Genomic DNA, 16097 nt, shown 5'->3' with positions numbered 1-16097 from the left:
ATTTTCTATTTGATTTTATCTATCGCGACTTAAAAGAACAAGACGTATAAGCTGAGAAACTGCCATAAGTGTTGCCGCCACGTATGTCATAGCAGCTGCACTCAATACTGCTTTAGCTCCTTTTATTTCATCTCCATAAAGTATACTTTTGGATTCTAAAATTGTAAGTGCTCTACTAGATGCATTAAATTCAACTGGCAAGGTAATTAACTGGAATACTACCACTGCTGAAAATAATATAATTCCAATATTCACTAGAGAAGGTACACTTAAAATTATTCCTATTAAAAATAGTAACCAGGATACATTAGAACTAAAATTAACTGCTGGCACTATAGCGTTCCTTATTTTTAAAGGCGCATATTTTTCTTTGTCTTGAAGCGCATGCCCAGTTTCATGAGCCGCAACCCCTATAGCTGCAACTGTTGTCCCATTATAAACCTCCTTGGAGAGCCTCATAACTCGTTTAGAAGGGTCGTAATGGTCAGTAAGCTTTCCACCTACTATTTCCACTGGTATATCAAAAAGCCCTCCATCATCAAGTAGCATTCTAGCTACCTTCTCCCCTGTATATCCATTTGCACTATTCACCTTTGAGTATTTACTAAATGAAGACTTAATTTTAAGTTGTGCTAAGCCTGATATAATTATAGCTGGCAATAATACAACCATAGTATTATCATAAAAAAGCATATTATTCACCCCTTCTTATTTCAAAATCGAACCTTCATTTATCTTATTTCCTATTATATAATCCCTTACTTTTAAAGGCTTCTTACCCGGAAATTGTATCTCTTCAATAAGTAAAACACCACTACCAGTCGCTACCTTTAATCCTTCTTTTGAAACCTCTATAATACTCCCAATCATTTTATTTGATTGTTCGTTTATTACTTTTGACTTATATATTTTCATTACTATATTCTCATAATGAGTATATGCAATTGGCCATGGATTTAATCCTCTTATAAAATTATGAATATTAACATTACTACATTCCCAATTTATCTTTGCCATTTCTTTGCCTAACTTAGAAGCATATGAACTAAATTCATTTTCCTGTTTAACTGGCTCTATTTCGTTACTTACTATACCATTTATTGTTTTAACTAAAAGTTGTGCTCCGCTATTCATAAGAATATCGTGCAATTCTCCCGCAGACATAACACCTGGCAGTTCCATTTCCTCTGTTAAAAGTATATCACCTGTATCAAGACCAACATCCATAAGCATTGTTGTATTTCCACTTTTACTCTCACCATTAATAACACACCAATTTATAGGAGCCGCGCCTCTATATTTGGGTAATAAAGATGCATGTAGATTTATACATCCATATTTAGGAATACTAAGCACTTCCTTTGGAAGGATTTGTCCAAACGCTACTACTACAATAAAATCCGGTTTTAAGTTTTTAATCATTTCTATCATTTCTTCATTATTTCTGAGTCTTAAAGGCTGATATACCGGTATATTATAAGTCACAGCTAACTGTTTAACAGCGGACATTGCTAAATTTTTACCTCTTCCTTTTGGTCTATCAGGCTGAGTAAAAACAGCAGAAACTTCAAATTCATTTATAAGTTGCGAAAGGGATGGCACTGAAAATTCTGGCGTACCCATAAAAATTATCTTCATATTATTTTTCCTCACCCTCTATTGCTTTGTCTATAAATAATATCCCATCTAAATGATCAATTTCATGGCAGAGTGCTCTTGCAAGAAGACCTTCTCCATCTATTATTATCTCTTCTCCATTTTCACTTAATGCCTTCACTTTTACTGTTTCTGGCCTATCTACATTTTTTTGTACTCCTGGTATGCTTAAACAACCTTCATTGTCTATTTGTGAACCTTGTATTTCTACAATCTGTGGGTTAATAATTGCCATAGGTCCATTACCAACATCAATAACTACTATCCTCTTTAAAATGCCAACCTGCGGTGCAGCAAGCCCTACTCCCTTAGACTTATACATAGTTTCTTTCATATCTTTAACTAATAATAGAATCCTAGGGTTAATTTCATCTACCACTCTACTTTTTCTCCTTAATATGTCGTCGCCATAGGTTCTAATCGTTCTTATAGCCATACGAAAACCTCCTTGTCATTAATTATCACCAAAGGTGCTGTTAGATCATGTTACTTGGATTAATATCTATACTAACTCGTATACTAGTATAAACATTCTTAAGCAATTCATAAACCGATTTTTTTATTTCCTCTGCAATTGTTTGTTCAATATTTCCTTTAATTATAATTTGCCATCTATAGAAATTTTTAATTTTTGAAACTCCACAAGGGCATGGACCTAGCAATGTAATTTTATCATTGTTTTTAATCTTATATTTTAAATTTTCACCAACATTTTGTGTACTTTTTATTAACAAATTTTCATCCTCAGAACTCATAGTTATGACTAGAATACTTGTAAAAGGTGGATAGTCCATAACTTTTCTCATCATGATTTCATTTTTATAGAAACTATCATAGTCATTCTCCGCTGCATACTGTATGGTCAAATTGTCAGCATTATATGTTTGGATAACTACCTTGCCTTCTTTCTTACCTCTACCTGCTCTTCCTGAGACTTGAGTAAGTAGTTGAAACGTCCGCTCAAAAGCCCTGAAATCCGGTAAATTCAATGATAAATCCGCAGCTATTACTCCTACTAAAGTAACATTTTTAAAATCTAATCCTTTAGCAACCATCTGAGTTCCAATTAAAATATCTGCCTGTTTATTTTTAAAGGTATTATATATATATTCATAAGAATTTTTTTTCCGAGTTGTGTCAAAATCCATTCTTAGAGTTTTTGCACTTGGAAAAATCCTATTAATTTCTTGCTCAATTTTTTCTGTTCCAACTCCAAAATATTTAACATAACTACTTCCACAATTAGGACATGTTTTACTTATTTTTTCTTTTTCTCCACAATAATGGCAAGTTAGGTATTCACTTGAATTATGGTAGGTTAATGATATATCACATTTTTTGCATTTGAAAACATAACCACATTTCCTACAGGATACGAAGGTCGAAAAACCTCTTCTATTTAAAAACAAAATCACCTGCTCGTTTCTGCTTAGAGATTCAATAATACCCTCATGCAGTGGCTTACTAAATATTGAACGATTGTTATTCATTAACTCTTCGCGCATGTCAACGATTTCTACTTTTGGCATGGCAGCACCATCTGCCCTCTCATTAATAGTAATTAATTCTAATTCCTTTATGGTAGACCTATAATAACTTTCAATAGATGGAGTAGCTGACCCCAATATTAATTTGCAATTTTCTAGTTCACATTTCATATAAGCTATTTCACGAGCATCAAATTTTGGATTACTGTCGGATTTATAACTCGCTTCATGTTCCTCATCTATAACAATTAATCCTAAGTTTTCAAAAGGTAAAAATATAGCTGACCTTGCCCCAATAGCAATTTTAACATTTCCGAGCTTTACTCTCATCCATTCGTCATATCTCTCACCATCTGATAGCCTACTATGAAAAACTGCTATATCACGTCCAAATCTACCTTTAAACCTTTCAACCATTTGTGGGGTTAACGATATTTCTGGTATAAGTATTATAGACTGCTTATTCTCTTTTAACATATAACTAACTAAATTCATGTATATCTCAGTCTTTCCACTACCTGTAACTCCATGTATCAAGAATTTTTTCGCCTTAGAATTTATTATAAAATCAACTGACTGCTGTTGTCTTTCATTTAGTGTTTTTTCTTCATACCTAGAATAGTTTTTTTCGCTATACCTATTAATTATAACCTCTTGCGTGGTTAAGAATCCATGCTTAATCATTGTATTTATTGATGACAGTGATTTATTAAAATTTTTACTGAACTCAGTCTTATTATATTTCATATTATTTAATTGTATTATCTCATAAATATTTTTGTAAGGTTCATTTAAAAATTTGCCTTCTAGTTCCTTGCTCGCAGTTAATACTTGCATCGTCTTATTCTTTATACCTTTTGTTATACCTCTTGGAATAATAACTTTTATGCATTCCAAATATGTACAAAGGTATTTTTTTTTCATAATCTTTACAAGTTCAATATCAGTTATTTTAAGGAGTGGCATTTCATCACATATAGTTGTTATCTCCTTAATATTCTTCACATTCTCACATTGCTTATAAAGTTCCAATACAAAAGCGTCCACTGTCCTGTTTCCTCTACCAAATGGCACTTTAACTCTAAATCCTAAATGGACACTGCCTATTAATCTAATAGGTATTTTATATGTAAAAACCTTATCCACTTGAACCGAATCATTATTCACCACAACTCCAGCATACTGATACACTTAATCACCCTTTTAATTTTATGATTTTATATAACATAAAAAAGCGCATTAGCGCTTTTTATTTATTAAATCAAACAATTCCCTAGCAACTTCTTTTTTTGGCATTTTGTCTATTGTTATTGGACTATTGTCTTTGCTTAAAATAATCACTTTATTATCTTCAGTTCCAAACCCAATATCTGTTCCCGTTATATCATTGGCAATTATGTAATCTAAATTTTTCTTAAGAAGTTTTGATTGCGCATTTTGTAGCAAATCATTACTCTCAGCTGCAAAACCCACTAATACTTGATTCTTCTTAAGCGATCCTAATTCTTTTAAAATATCATTATCACGCACAAATTCTAAGTTTAATCCATTTCCACTTTTCTTAATTTTGCTACTACAGTATGTTTTAGGCTTAAAGTCAGATACAGCTGCTGCTTTTATAACTATATCACTATCGTAAAAATTATCTATTACAGCAGTTCTCATCTCTTCATTAGTATTAACCTTTATGGCATTTATACCAAAAGGTGTTTTTTCACCAGATGGTCCAGATACTAAAGTTACAACCGCCCCTCTATCTCTAGCTTCTCTCGCAATTGCATATCCCATTTTGCCTGTTGACCTATTTGTTATAAATCTTACAGGATCAATAGGCGCAATTGTAGGCCCAGCTGTAACTAAAACTTTAGTGCCTTTCATATCTTTTATAGGATACAACTTGCTCATGATTTCTTCAAAAATATCTTCAGTTTGTGCTAACTTTCCTTCTCCTATGTCCCCACAGGCGAGTCTTCCTGATGTTGGCGCAATAAAATCATATCCAAAAGCCTTAAGCTTTTGAATATTACCTTGCAGTATTGGATTATTGTACATATTGACATTCATTGCTGGAGCAAAAATCACTGGTGCCTTTGTTGCCATAATAGTAGTAGTTAACATATCATCTGCAATCCCATTTGCAACTTTACCAATTATATTGGACGTTGCTGGAATTACAGCAAATAGATCTGCTTTTTTAGCAAGAGATATATGTTGTAGTTCCCATGCTTTAGGCTCATCAAACATATCATGAATGACAATGTTCTGACTCATAGATTGAAAACTTAGAGGGGTTACAAACTCCGACGCCGCTTTAGTCATGATAACATGTACGCAAACATTTTCTTTTCTTAATCTACTAATAACATCTAAAGCCTTATATACTGCTATCCCACCTGTTACACCAATAACTACTGTCTTTTTGTTTTCCATACTATTTTATTCCTTCTTTTGTTGTCATCGCCACAATAGCTCCTTCATAAATTTCATGTATAGATATAGTAACTGGCTTTGTGGAATCTACCTGTACAAGTGGGCTTTGACCTTCTATTATTTGTCTTGCTCTTTTTGATGTTGCTACAACTAACGAATACCTATTATCTACTTTTTCTAATAAATTTACTATTGATGGGTTAATCATTGAATTATTCATTACTAATTTCCTCCTTTAGAAAATCTCCATTCATTCTATCGACTCTACATCTTTCTGCAATTACAATGCTTTGAATTTTTTCACAAGCATTATCTACAGTGTCATTTACAACTGCATAATCATATTTTGATACAAAACTAATTTCTTCATGCGCCGATGTAAATCTAGTAATTAAGGACTCTGGCGTTTCACTGCCCCTATTTGTAATTCTATTTTTCAATTCCTCCATAGACGGTGGAAGAATGAAAATAAATAAACCGCTTGGATAAGCCCTTTTCACCTTAAGTGCGCCTTGAATATCTATTTCTAGTATTACATCCCTACCGCCATCTAATATTTTTAGAACTTCAGATTTAGGAGTACCATAACAATTTCCATAAACCTCTGCGTATTCAAGAAAATCTTCTAATGCGATTTTTTCTAGGAATTTCTCTTTAGTTATGAAATAATAGTTTATTCCTTCTATTTCATCGCTTCTTGGGCTTCTTGTAGTCGCAGAGACCGAAATCCAAAAATTGTTTTTTTCGAGAAGCGCCTTGCATACAGTCCCTTTACCAGCACCAGAAGGGCCTGAAATAACAATTAGCTGTCCTTTACTCCTCATTATTCATCAACCTCGTCTAACCTTTCATCATCTTTAACAGATAACCTATGCGCAACAGTTTCAGGTTGAACAGCTGATAGAATAACATGATCACTATCAGTTATAATAACTGCTCTGGTTCTTCTTCCATAAGTGGCGTCAATTAGCATACCTCTATCTCTCGCTTCCTGAATTATTCTTTTAATTGGAGCCGATTCAGGACTAACTATGGCTACTAATCTGTTTGCTGAAACAATGTTCCCAAAACCTATGTTTATCAATTTTATACTCATCGTGTGCCTCCTGTTTATTCTATGTTTTGTATTTGTTCTCTAATTTTTTCTATTTCGCTTTTCATATTAATTACTGTATTTAAAATTTCTAAATCATTTGCTTTTGATGCTATAGTGTTAGTTTCTCTATTCATTTCTTGAATAATGAAATCAAGCTTTCTGCCAATTGGTTCGTCTAAAATTAAAGTTTCCTTCATTTGCTCTATATGACTATTTAATCTTACAATTTCTTCATCAATTCCAGCTTTGTCAGCAAAAATCGCAACTTCCATGGCAACTCTATTCTCATCAAACCCTACTTCTTTATGCAAAGCATTTAGTTTTTGAACTAGTTTTTCTTTATACTCACAAACAATAAACGGTGCTCTTTCCTTGACTTTTTCAACTAACCCATTGATTAAATCACATTTAATGATAACATCCGCTAATAATTTTTGGCCTTCTCTTTCTCTCATAAAAAGAAGAGCTTCAAGAGCTTTTTTTAGTGATTGTTCAATCTGATCAAAAGTTTCTGAACCCTCTTCTTCCTTTTGTTTAAGAGTTATTACCTCCGGCAATCTAGCTATTGTGTCAACTAGAATGTCGCCATCCAGATTATATTTATCTTTTAATGTTCGAAAGCAGTTTATATAGCTTTCAGCTAATTTTTCATTCAAATAAGCCTCAACATCTTCCTTATCATAATTCCCTTGAGTTACAAAAACATCAAGCTTTCCCCTTTTTACTTTTTCACCAATTATCTTCCGAATTTTATCCTCAAACGCTATTAATACTCTAGGCATTCTTATATTAGTTTCGAAATATCTATGATTGACACTTTTAATCTCTATGGTAAAGCTTTTACCATCTTTTTCACAACTTCCTCTTCCAAACCCAGTCATACTCCTAATCATAACAACGCATCCTTCCAATGTTCATTGTGAATCTTTATAATTATACATAAACTATCACCTAAGTTTCAAGCTAAAATTATAAGTTCTCACTTTATTACGATTTTCATATAAAAAAATACTTTTAAATTCTCACTTAAGTGATTCAATATTAACGAATTCAGAAGGGAATTTATACTTCTACTGAAGTTTTCTCTTTGTTATAGTATGTACCTCCCACTTATATAAGTAGGATATTTTCCTTCTGAAATGTTATCAAATTATAAATCGACTTATTTTAAAAACAGCTCATCCTTATATTAAAATATTTCCTATATAATTTATATTATACCAATAATAATATTAATCACCACATTTTTTTAGAGATTTTAAAGCTTTTTCAATAATAAGCTTATCTTTAGTCAATGCTATACGGAAATAATCGTATCCAAGTTTTCCAAATACATTTCCAGGCGTAACCACAATCCCATAATTCTCCAATAATTCTTCACAATACTCATTTGTTGTATAATTTTTAGGTGTTTTGCACCACAAATAAAAAGTGCCCTCTGCATCAAAAAAATCAACATTCTTTTGTAGCAAAACACTTTTAGCAACTTCACGTCTTTCATCATATATTTTTCTTGTATTATGAATATAATCACGTTCTAAATTAAGAGCAGCAATAGCAGCCTTTTGAATTGGAATAAATTGACCAGAGTCACAATTGCTTTTTATCTTTAAAAGAGAGTTTATTACCTTAGCATTACCTACAGCATACCCTATTCTATACCCTGTCATATTGTAAGTTTTAGATAAAGTTCCAAACTCTACGCATTTCCTTTTTTAATCATATTGCATAAGACTTATATTTTTTTTATTTACTTGAATTATTTCATTATATGCTGAATCATTGCATAAAACAATATTATTATCATAAGAAAACTTTATAATCCTCTTATAGAACTCAGAACCCGCTACTGCACCTGTTGGATTATTGGGATAATTTATAAAAATAAGCTTACATTTTTTAACAATTTCTTCGGGGATGACCTCAAGATTCATCATATATCCATTGTTTTGTGTTAGGGCTACAGTATATGGCACGCAACCCCAGAGTTTTGAACAAGTACTGTAAACAGGATATGCAGGCTCAGGCACTATTACACAATCCCCTATATCACATACAGCTGGTATTATATTGCTTATACCTTCTTTTGATCCTATAAGAATTATTACTTCATCCAAACTTAGACTTACGCTGTAAACCTGATTATAGTACCTTATAACTGCTTTTTTAAGTTCCATTAACCCATCGTAGGGAGGGTAATTATTATATCTATCATCCTTTAATCCCTCTATTAAGGCATCGGTAATTTTTGAATGAACTGTTAAATCTGGATCCCCTATACTAAGGTCAATAATTTTTTTCCCATTCAGCAAAGCTTCATTTTTTTTATCGTTAATCTTTTTAAAATGATATTCATAAACATTGGATAGTCTATTATTTATTTTCATAATATCACCCTTTATATATTTCTTTTATTATGTTATTCGGGCGGCACTAACCTTGTTACAGTTATTTTACTTATCCGCGTTAAATCACTGTCGAAGTTATTTATTATATTCAAAACTACAATATTAATGACTTCTAAATTTTCGTTAAAAAATATACTAAAGCACGATAAGTTATACTATCATGCTCTAGTATATTCATAATACACATATTATTACTGCTTTACAGATAATTTAACCAGTTACAATTAATTTGATAATAAACAATACTGCTAAGATATAAATTACAACTGAAACCTTCTTCTTTTTACTAGCATCCCTAGTAAATATATTGTTTACTAGGTTTAACACCGCATAAGAAAGAATACCTATAGTTAAACCATCTCCAATACTATAAGTCAAAGGCATTAATGCGATTGTTAGGAAAGCAGGAACTCCCTCTGTAAAATCACTGAAATCTATTTTAACTATATTCTCCATCATAAAGAATCCTACAATTATCAAAGCAGGTGCAGTTGCACATGATGGTATTGCAATGAACAAAGGTGAAAAGAACATTGCTATTAAAAATAATATTCCTGTTACAACGGAAGCGAGTCCAGTCCTAGCACCTTCTGCAACTCCCGCTGAGCTTTCTACAAAAGTGGTTACAGTTGATGTACCAAGAAAAGCTCCCACAGTAGTACCAACGGCATCTACTAGTAACGCACGTCCAGCATTTTTTACCTTACCATCTTTATCAAGCATTCCAACCTTTGAAGCAACTCCTACTAAAGTTCCTACAGTATCAAAAAAGTCAACAAATAAAAACGTTAAGACTATTGTCATAAATCCCAATATTCTAGTTGTATCAGTTAAGTATGAAAAATCTAGTTTACCTGCAATTGGTTTTATTGATTCAAATTTAAATATACCTTGTGGTGTACCTATTTTATAAGTTGCTGCAGCTTCTGGTAATATTATTGCAAATAACCAAGCCAATACTGTACTTGCAACTATTCCCCATAATATAGCCCCTTTAACTTTCTTTTTAGACAACACCACTATTATAATTACTCCTATTACAGTTATTAATACTGTAGGACTTCTAAAACTACCCATAGAAACCTTTGTTGCTTTATTAGTAACTACAATACCAGCATCTACAAAACCAATAAATGCAATGAAAAGTCCAATACCTGCGGTAACTGCCAATTTTAAAGTTGTTGGTATAGCATTAACTACAGCTTCGCGAACATTAGTTAATGATAATATAATAAAAATAATTCCTTCTACAAAGACAGCTGCTAATGCTACTTGCCACGGAACTTTCATTCCTATTACTACAGTATATGCAAAGAATGCATTTAATCCCATTCCTGGTGCTAAAGCAAAGGGCAAGTTAGCATATAACCCCATAAATATAGTAGCGAAAGCCGCTGTTAAACAAGTTACAGTTACTATAGCGGGTACAGGCATTCCTACACCAGGATTACCTAATGTGTTTGCATTAACCGCAATAATGTATGCCATGGTTAAAAATGTAGTTATCCCTCCAATAACTTCCTTTTTTACGTCACTTCCGTTTTCTTTCAATTTAAAATATTCCATTTAGTTTCCCTCCATGTGTTTGCAATACAAAATAAAACCACTATGGTTATTAATAAACCATAGTGGTTATTTTACTTTTATACAAACATAATAACAAAAATAGGCATGTACGTCAATACCATCACGAATATTTAAGCTTAATTTGTTTTTTAAATTCGGCTTTTGTACCGACCGCTTTCAAATATGCATTTAATTTCTTCTCTCCTAGTTGTACTTGCAAGTGCAAGCATAAGTTTAATTCTAGCTTTTTGGCCTGGCAGGCTATCTCCAAAAATCACACCATCATTTCTAAGTTCTTTTCCACCACCTGGATATCCATAAGAATCTAATACTCGTCCTTTAAAACATCTAGATACCATAACTACTGTCACTCCATTTTCTATAGCTGATTTTACTCCATCCGCCATTTTAGGTGGAATATTTCCTCTTCCCATAGCTTCAATAACAATCCCTCTTGCCCCTTGCTGCACACAAAAGTCAATTAATTTCGAATCCATCCCAGCACAAGCTTTTATTAAATCTACTCTAGTTTCTATTTTTTCTGTTATAATATGTTCTTTTTTTAAACTTTCCCTATAGAATATTGCTTCATTATTATCTATAATCCCTATTGGTCCAAACTCTGGGCTCTGAAAAGTATTTAAGTGCATTGAATGTGATTTAGTAACCTCTCCAGCACAATTAAGTTCGTCATTTAAACATACTAATACGCCCCTATTACGTGCATCTTCCGAAATAGCGGTACAGATGGAAGCTGATAAATTTGCTGGGCCATCATATCCAAGCTCCGAACTATTTCTCATTGATCCTGTAACAATTACAGGCTTTGGATTATCAATAGTTAGGTGTAACAGATACGCTGTTTCCTCAAGTGAATCTGTACCATGAGTAACTACAACCCCACATATATCGTCTCTACATAAAAAACTTTGTATATATTTAGATAAATCCATCATTAGTTCCGGTGTCACATGAGGTCCCGGTAAATTTGAAAAAGTATGTGATTCTATTTCTGCATAATTTTCAATTCCCGTAACCATAGACATTATTTCTTCTCCACTTAGCGTTGGAACCGCAGCCTTTATTCTTTGGTCAACCGTCATAGAGATTGTTCCTCCATTAAAAATAACCACAACTTTTTTCAATTAAAATTCCTCCTACCCTTATTAAAAACAGATATTTTTTTGTTTATTTTTAAACTGTAAAATAATTATAACCTTAAATAGCTTATCACACAAATATTAGCAAATGAATTTTTCGTGTATTTGCATACTCACCTGCCGGTCTAACAAAAAAATAAGATATGCTTATAGTTATAAGCATATCTTATTAACATCATTTTCATTATACATAATTTATTACTACATAATCGTTTATGGATTTGGTAGCTAGAGAACCATACTATTTACTTTTTAAATATTCAAATAATTTTTTTTCTATTTCATCGGCACAATTATCATCTAAGGTTATATACTGCCTATATCCGTCTAACGCCTTAACTTCAATCTTCCCTACCTCTTGACCAGTAACTTTATCAATATCACGTTCAAACTTCATTATTTTATAACCTTCACTTATAAAATCCTCTATTTTACTTATCATTAAATCACACTCCTTTTCTTTTTATAGTTAAGACTTTAAACTAAAAAAAACTGTAGCTTTTAGTATGAAAATTTATTTTAATTTCTTTTTTCTTTCTTCACACCTTTCTGCTTATCGCTAGCATCTGTTCTTTTAGTCCCAATATTAATTTCTTGACCATTAACTTCACTTTTTTTGCCTTTTTGCATATTATTAACCTCCTTCATATATCTAATATAATCTAAGCCACATGTATTCATTTGATTTAGGCACGCAATACTAGCCACTAGTTTTATAACCTAATCAAGGGTTTTTCCATTGAAATTTTCATACAAAGGTGGTTTTTTCTTATCCCCTTTGCTTTTCTTAGGTTTATTGATATCGTCGCGTTTAACATCAATATTACTATTTTTACTACCTCCAACATGTTGATGATCAGGCATCGTTAAAACTCCCTTCAAATTTAATTATGTTCCGCTTTTAAATAAAGTCTGAAACTTTTACCTCAATAACGATATTTGTGTTAAAATTCTTTACATTCACTTTATTATTTTCCTCAATATAATATTTATTATACCCAGCATCTTTACTTAGAATTTATTTTCATATATGTCAAAGTTTTAGTTTTACAATCAATTATTTTAGTTTATTTCCACAATTGAATGATAAAATTTATAATAATCATGGAATTATTCACAAATGGAATATTAATTTATATGTAGATAATATATATAAATAAGTAATTGATTAATGAGGTGTATTAAATGGACAATGACTTTAAAAAAATTATACATGAAGAAATTAATAAACCACTTAATAATATTGTTGATGTTTTCACTCCAAAGGTAAAAAAAAACGATTATAAACTAGCTGTTTTTTGGATTATAGTGGGTATTCTAGCTATGTTATTACTTTACTATACTTATAAAATGCTATACATTTATTTTTAAATTCCAATTTCAAATTATATTAACAGTAAACTCATAATAAAAAAGAAAAAAGCAAATATTTCTATTAATGCATCATTTCAGTTCCGCAAGCTGTTTCCTATATAATAAACGAAAACTTGATGAAGTAAGTTTAATGTACTTGTTACATTAAACCTACGTCATCAAGTTTTTATAATTTTTAAGACCTAATCTAAACCTAATTAGAATTACCACTGAGACTGTTTTCAATGCGTACTATAACATCATGTATTTTTTCAAACATAATTCCGTAGGCCATCCATACCGGTGCATAACCTAATGTAATTATCCCACATATTGAATTTTTTTTATTTACATAGTTCCATGGACACTCACCTAAAAACGCCCTAAGCAGTAGTCCGCTAATTAATTCTACTGCAAATATAAGGACCATATATATGCCTCCCCTCACAATAAGCGGAAGATGTTTTATCCTATAATGCACAGGTTCAAGAAATACAGCAAGCCCATATATAGGAAACATCCAGATACAGGTAGTGCCCCTAAGTAATACATCGCCCTTAATCATTGCTCCAAACCCATTCCACAAAATCTCTGCTAAAAGCCCTAAAAATCCGTATATAATAAATCTTTTCCACATGAGAATATTGTGTGTATTACCTTGTAAAATATACTACTAACCCTCTTTTATATAAGTTTTTCATTAAATATATTAGTTAAATTTAGTTTTTCTACTTTCCCCTTAATTTCATCTTTATCTAAAGTATAAAGTCCAAGTTCTTGCATTCTCTTAAAATACCCCGCTCCCGCAAAAGTATATCTGTTTCTTCTTCCTTCTTTAGATTTCATTTTTTCATTCGCATAGGCCATTATGTCTCCAACGGCAAGGGACCTTGGCAACATCAAAAGAGGCATTCCTATATAATTTCTTATGGCATTGTGTCCGGCTAAAGCCCCTGTTATCATTGCTTCTGTGTGACCTACAAATAATCCAGACTTCTCGCCTGCACAGAACAAATTATCCAGGCCTATAACCTTCATACTATTTGTCCTTGGAGCTACTGATAGATACCTTATAGAGTTTCCCTTTCCCCCTGCATATGGATCTATATATTTTGCATTTTCAAGTCCTTTAATTTTTCTTAACTTATCTAATGGATAATATGAAGTCATAAGCTTTACATGACCTGTATCTAATAAAATTACATTTTCTGCAAATTCTTTAAGGGCATACTGCTGACATACCTTTAATTTAAGTTTTTCTAAATTTATATCTTCTTCTGGAATCTTCAAAACAACCACTCCTGCTTCATCTAGTTGTTTTACAACGTCATCGGCTAAAGAATCCTTAGCTAGTTTACACGAGCCGCTAAAAGCTCCATATACGTCTTCTTGTCTTTCTCCTTTTAAGTCTTCAACTCCTGCTCTGTAGCTTATGCTTACCCTTGGCCCAAAAGCTGGACATCTTAAAATACACATTGAACATCCATTTCCATATTTTAAGCAGTTACCCATTGGCCCTGTTGAACCTGTAGTTTCTATAAATACATCTGCCTCAACATATTCCCCGTCTGATAGATATATTCCTTTTATTCTATTGCCTTCTTTTTCAACATCTACCACTCTTGTTATCATGTTTAATTCTATATCCATAGCTTTTAAATATTTTACTACTGCTGGTTCGATCTTGTTTACATCGTAAAGCCAGGCATGTTTATGCCCCGGAAAATCAATATTTTTATGTCTAGTGTTTTCATCAGTCAAATGTATTAAATCTCCTGCCCCAAGCGCTATCATTTCTTCTGCCGCAGTATACCTTCCATTATTTCTCATTATACCGCCTACATTGCCAAGTCCTAAGAGCATATCTGTTTTTTCATATAACGCAACCGTAGCTCCTGCTTTTTTTGCTATTATTGCCGCGCTGCAACCAGACCACCCACCACCAATTACGATAACCTTCAAAATATTCTCCTCCCTTCTAATACATATTTAGGTTCTGTCTGCATTTTGCAGAGCCGCCTTAATTTAAGGTCGTTATTTATTCTTGTGCAACAGCCACACACACCTTCTCCACAGCACATTTTGGCATTATTACAACAAGAATATTTAATGTTTTTGTCCATATCTTCTACGACCTTCATCAATTCATAATTTAAAACATCTGCAGCATCACAGTGAACTAAACTAATGTTATTATTACTAATTAAATCATTTAATATATTATTAAATTCATCTGTTACTCTTCCATTCTCTATAGTATTGCACTGTATAACTTTTGAAGCATACTTTTCTAAATACTCACTCACAAAACTATTTTTATAAGGGGAATTATCAAGCACAACTATATTTTCATTATTATTTGCATGCAAATATTTAAGTACTGGTATCATAGGTGCCTGCCCTATACCTCGTGCTACAATTAAGCATATACTATTTTTAACTTTATATATGTTTTTTAGTCCTAAAGTACCATTCCAAAATGGCCCTTTTACAAGCAACTCTTCCCCTAGCTTTAACAAATCTAATGCTTTGGTTTTAGTCCCCTTAAGTTCTATAGCAATAGTTATAGTATTATTTCTGGTATCCGTATCCAATATTGATATTGGCGTATCAAACCTCGTTTCTGTATCTGGTCTTCGTGCAAAAATATAACTTCCCGCATAAACTAATTCACTTACCAATTTATCACTTGCACCTACTGTAAGTATAATAACATTGTCCTCTAATTTATTTTTTTCTAATATTTTACAATGATAATATTTCCTACCCTCTTTAGCTTTAAAATTGTTTGAAACATATTCTTGATATATACATACCCCATTAAAGTTGCAGCAGTCGCAGAAATCTTTACCTGCTAGCTGTGAACATAATATGCAGTCCCCTGTTTCTGCCAGATGGCAAGGACATGGTTGAGACGCCAAACTACGATATTCTTTTAATC

General features: G+C 32.1%; 17 protein-coding genes and 1 pseudogene. 1 reads left to right on the top strand and 17 read right to left on the bottom strand.

Features of this window, described 5'->3' with window-relative positions; all coding sequences use genetic code 11:
• Positions 1–15 precede the first annotated feature (15 nt).
• The 14 genes and pseudogenes from ACWJJ2_RS01825 to ACWJJ2_RS01760 form a co-directional block, all read right to left on the bottom strand.
• Entirely contained in the window at positions 16–693 is a 678-nt protein-coding gene (locus ACWJJ2_RS01825) for a zinc metallopeptidase (RefSeq protein ID WP_216302529.1), read from the bottom strand.
• A 15-nt stretch (positions 694–708) separates the two neighbouring features.
• Positions 709–1638, bottom strand: a complete 930-nt coding sequence (gene fmt / locus ACWJJ2_RS01820; protein WP_216302528.1) for a methionyl-tRNA formyltransferase — start codon at positions 1636–1638, stop codon at positions 709–711.
• A 1-nt stretch (position 1639) separates the two neighbouring features.
• Positions 1640–2092, bottom strand: a complete 453-nt coding sequence (gene def / locus ACWJJ2_RS01815; RefSeq protein ID WP_165413686.1) for a peptide deformylase — start codon at positions 2090–2092, stop codon at positions 1640–1642.
• 40 nt (positions 2093–2132) lie between these two features.
• A complete protein-coding gene (gene priA, locus ACWJJ2_RS01810; protein ID WP_216302527.1) occupies positions 2133–4334 on the bottom strand; it encodes a primosomal protein N' in 2202 nt (733 codons plus the stop codon).
• A 48-nt stretch (positions 4335–4382) separates the two neighbouring features.
• Complete coding sequence (gene coaBC / locus ACWJJ2_RS01805; protein ID WP_216302526.1) at positions 4383–5573, bottom strand: bifunctional phosphopantothenoylcysteine decarboxylase/phosphopantothenate--cysteine ligase CoaBC; 1191 nt, start codon at positions 5571–5573, stop codon at positions 4383–4385.
• 1 nt (position 5574) lies between these two features.
• The gene (gene rpoZ, locus ACWJJ2_RS01800) at positions 5575–5793 is read right to left on the bottom strand and encodes a DNA-directed RNA polymerase subunit omega (protein WP_165413683.1); all 219 of its coding nucleotides are present in this window, start codon (positions 5791–5793) and stop codon (positions 5575–5577) included.
• Positions 5786–6397 carry a guanylate kinase gene (gene gmk, locus ACWJJ2_RS01795; protein ID WP_165413682.1) on the bottom strand — a complete coding sequence of 204 codons (612 nt, stop codon included), beginning with the start codon at positions 6395–6397 and terminating at the stop codon, positions 5786–5788. The genes rpoZ and gmk overlap by 8 nt, the downstream gene beginning before the upstream one ends.
• On the bottom strand, positions 6397–6669 hold the full coding sequence (gene remA, locus ACWJJ2_RS01790) for an extracellular matrix/biofilm regulator RemA (protein ID WP_165413681.1): 273 nt from the start codon (positions 6667–6669) through the stop codon (positions 6397–6399). The genes gmk and remA overlap by 1 nt, the downstream gene beginning before the upstream one ends.
• A gap of 14 nt (positions 6670–6683) precedes the next feature.
• Entirely contained in the window at positions 6684–7562 is an 879-nt protein-coding gene (locus tag ACWJJ2_RS01785; protein ID WP_165413680.1) for a YicC/YloC family endoribonuclease, read from the bottom strand.
• A gap of 339 nt (positions 7563–7901) precedes the next feature.
• Positions 7902–9056: pseudogene (locus ACWJJ2_RS01780) on the bottom strand (aminotransferase class I/II-fold pyridoxal phosphate-dependent enzyme).
• 231 nt (positions 9057–9287) lie between these two features.
• Entirely contained in the window at positions 9288–10643 is a 1356-nt protein-coding gene (locus tag ACWJJ2_RS01775) for an NCS2 family permease (protein WP_165413679.1), read from the bottom strand.
• Positions 10644–10792: 149 nt separating this feature from the next.
• Positions 10793–11788, bottom strand: coding sequence for an asparaginase (locus tag ACWJJ2_RS01770; protein ID WP_165413678.1), 996 nt, complete (start codon positions 11786–11788; stop codon positions 10793–10795).
• 256 nt (positions 11789–12044) lie between these two features.
• Positions 12045–12245 carry a hypothetical protein gene (locus ACWJJ2_RS01765; RefSeq protein ID WP_165413677.1) on the bottom strand — a complete coding sequence of 67 codons (201 nt, stop codon included), beginning with the start codon at positions 12243–12245 and terminating at the stop codon, positions 12045–12047.
• A 278-nt stretch (positions 12246–12523) separates the two neighbouring features.
• Positions 12524–12667, bottom strand: a complete 144-nt coding sequence (locus ACWJJ2_RS01760; protein WP_165413676.1) for a hypothetical protein — start codon at positions 12665–12667, stop codon at positions 12524–12526.
• A 321-nt stretch (positions 12668–12988) separates the two neighbouring features.
• Here ACWJJ2_RS01760 and ACWJJ2_RS01755 point away from each other — a divergent pair, with 321 nt between their 5' ends.
• A complete protein-coding gene (locus tag ACWJJ2_RS01755; RefSeq protein ID WP_165413675.1) occupies positions 12989–13174 on the top strand; it encodes a hypothetical protein in 186 nt (61 codons plus the stop codon).
• 196 nt (positions 13175–13370) lie between these two features.
• Here ACWJJ2_RS01755 and ACWJJ2_RS01750 read toward each other — a convergent pair whose 3' ends face one another.
• From ACWJJ2_RS01750 to ACWJJ2_RS01740, 3 genes are read right to left on the bottom strand one after another with little or no spacing between them, the layout of a single operon-like run.
• The gene (locus tag ACWJJ2_RS01750; protein ID WP_462953750.1) at positions 13371–13793 is read right to left on the bottom strand and encodes a putative ABC transporter permease; all 423 of its coding nucleotides are present in this window, start codon (positions 13791–13793) and stop codon (positions 13371–13373) included.
• A gap of 47 nt (positions 13794–13840) precedes the next feature.
• Complete coding sequence (locus ACWJJ2_RS01745; protein WP_216302524.1) at positions 13841–15118, bottom strand: FAD-dependent oxidoreductase; 1278 nt, start codon at positions 15116–15118, stop codon at positions 13841–13843.
• On the bottom strand, positions 15115–16077 hold the full coding sequence (locus ACWJJ2_RS01740; protein ID WP_216302523.1) for a sulfide/dihydroorotate dehydrogenase-like FAD/NAD-binding protein: 963 nt from the start codon (positions 16075–16077) through the stop codon (positions 15115–15117). Before ACWJJ2_RS01740 ends, ACWJJ2_RS01745 begins: the two co-directional genes overlap by 4 nt.
• Positions 16078–16097: the final 20 nt, after the last annotated feature.

The sequence above is a fragment of the Clostridium sp. CM039 genome (assembly GCF_055081075.1).
This window is presented reverse-complemented; position numbering and strand designations above follow the sequence as displayed.

Coding starts and splice junctions, on each gene's coding strand:
- ACWJJ2_RS01760 (WP_165413676.1), bottom strand. CDS start 12,667: ATGCCTGATCATCAACATGTTGGAGGTAGTAAAAATAGTAATATTGAT.
- ACWJJ2_RS01775 (WP_165413679.1), bottom strand. CDS start 10,643: ATGGAATATTTTAAATTGAAAGAAAACGGAAGTGACGTAAAAAAGGAA.
- rpoZ (WP_165413683.1), bottom strand. CDS start 5,793: ATGAATAATTCAATGATTAACCCATCAATAGTAAATTTATTAGAAAAA.
- ACWJJ2_RS01785 (WP_165413680.1), bottom strand. CDS start 7,562: ATGATTAGGAGTATGACTGGGTTTGGAAGAGGAAGTTGTGAAAAAGAT.
- coaBC (WP_216302526.1), bottom strand. CDS start 5,573: ATGGAAAACAAAAAGACAGTAGTTATTGGTGTAACAGGTGGGATAGCA.
- fmt (WP_216302528.1), bottom strand. CDS start 1,638: ATGAAGATAATTTTTATGGGTACGCCAGAATTTTCAGTGCCATCCCTT.
- remA (WP_165413681.1), bottom strand. CDS start 6,669: ATGAGTATAAAATTGATAAACATAGGTTTTGGGAACATTGTTTCAGCA.
- ACWJJ2_RS01755 (WP_165413675.1), top strand. CDS start 12,989: ATGGACAATGACTTTAAAAAAATTATACATGAAGAAATTAATAAACCA.
- def (WP_165413686.1), bottom strand. CDS start 2,092: ATGGCTATAAGAACGATTAGAACCTATGGCGACGACATATTAAGGAGA.
- ACWJJ2_RS01765 (WP_165413677.1), bottom strand. CDS start 12,245: ATGATAAGTAAAATAGAGGATTTTATAAGTGAAGGTTATAAAATAATG.
- gmk (WP_165413682.1), bottom strand. CDS start 6,397: ATGAGGAGTAAAGGACAGCTAATTGTTATTTCAGGCCCTTCTGGTGCT.
- ACWJJ2_RS01750 (WP_462953750.1), bottom strand. CDS start 13,793: ATGTGGAAAAGATTTATTATATACGGATTTTTAGGGCTTTTAGCAGAG.
- ACWJJ2_RS01825 (WP_216302529.1), bottom strand. CDS start 693: ATGCTTTTTTATGATAATACTATGGTTGTATTATTGCCAGCTATAATT.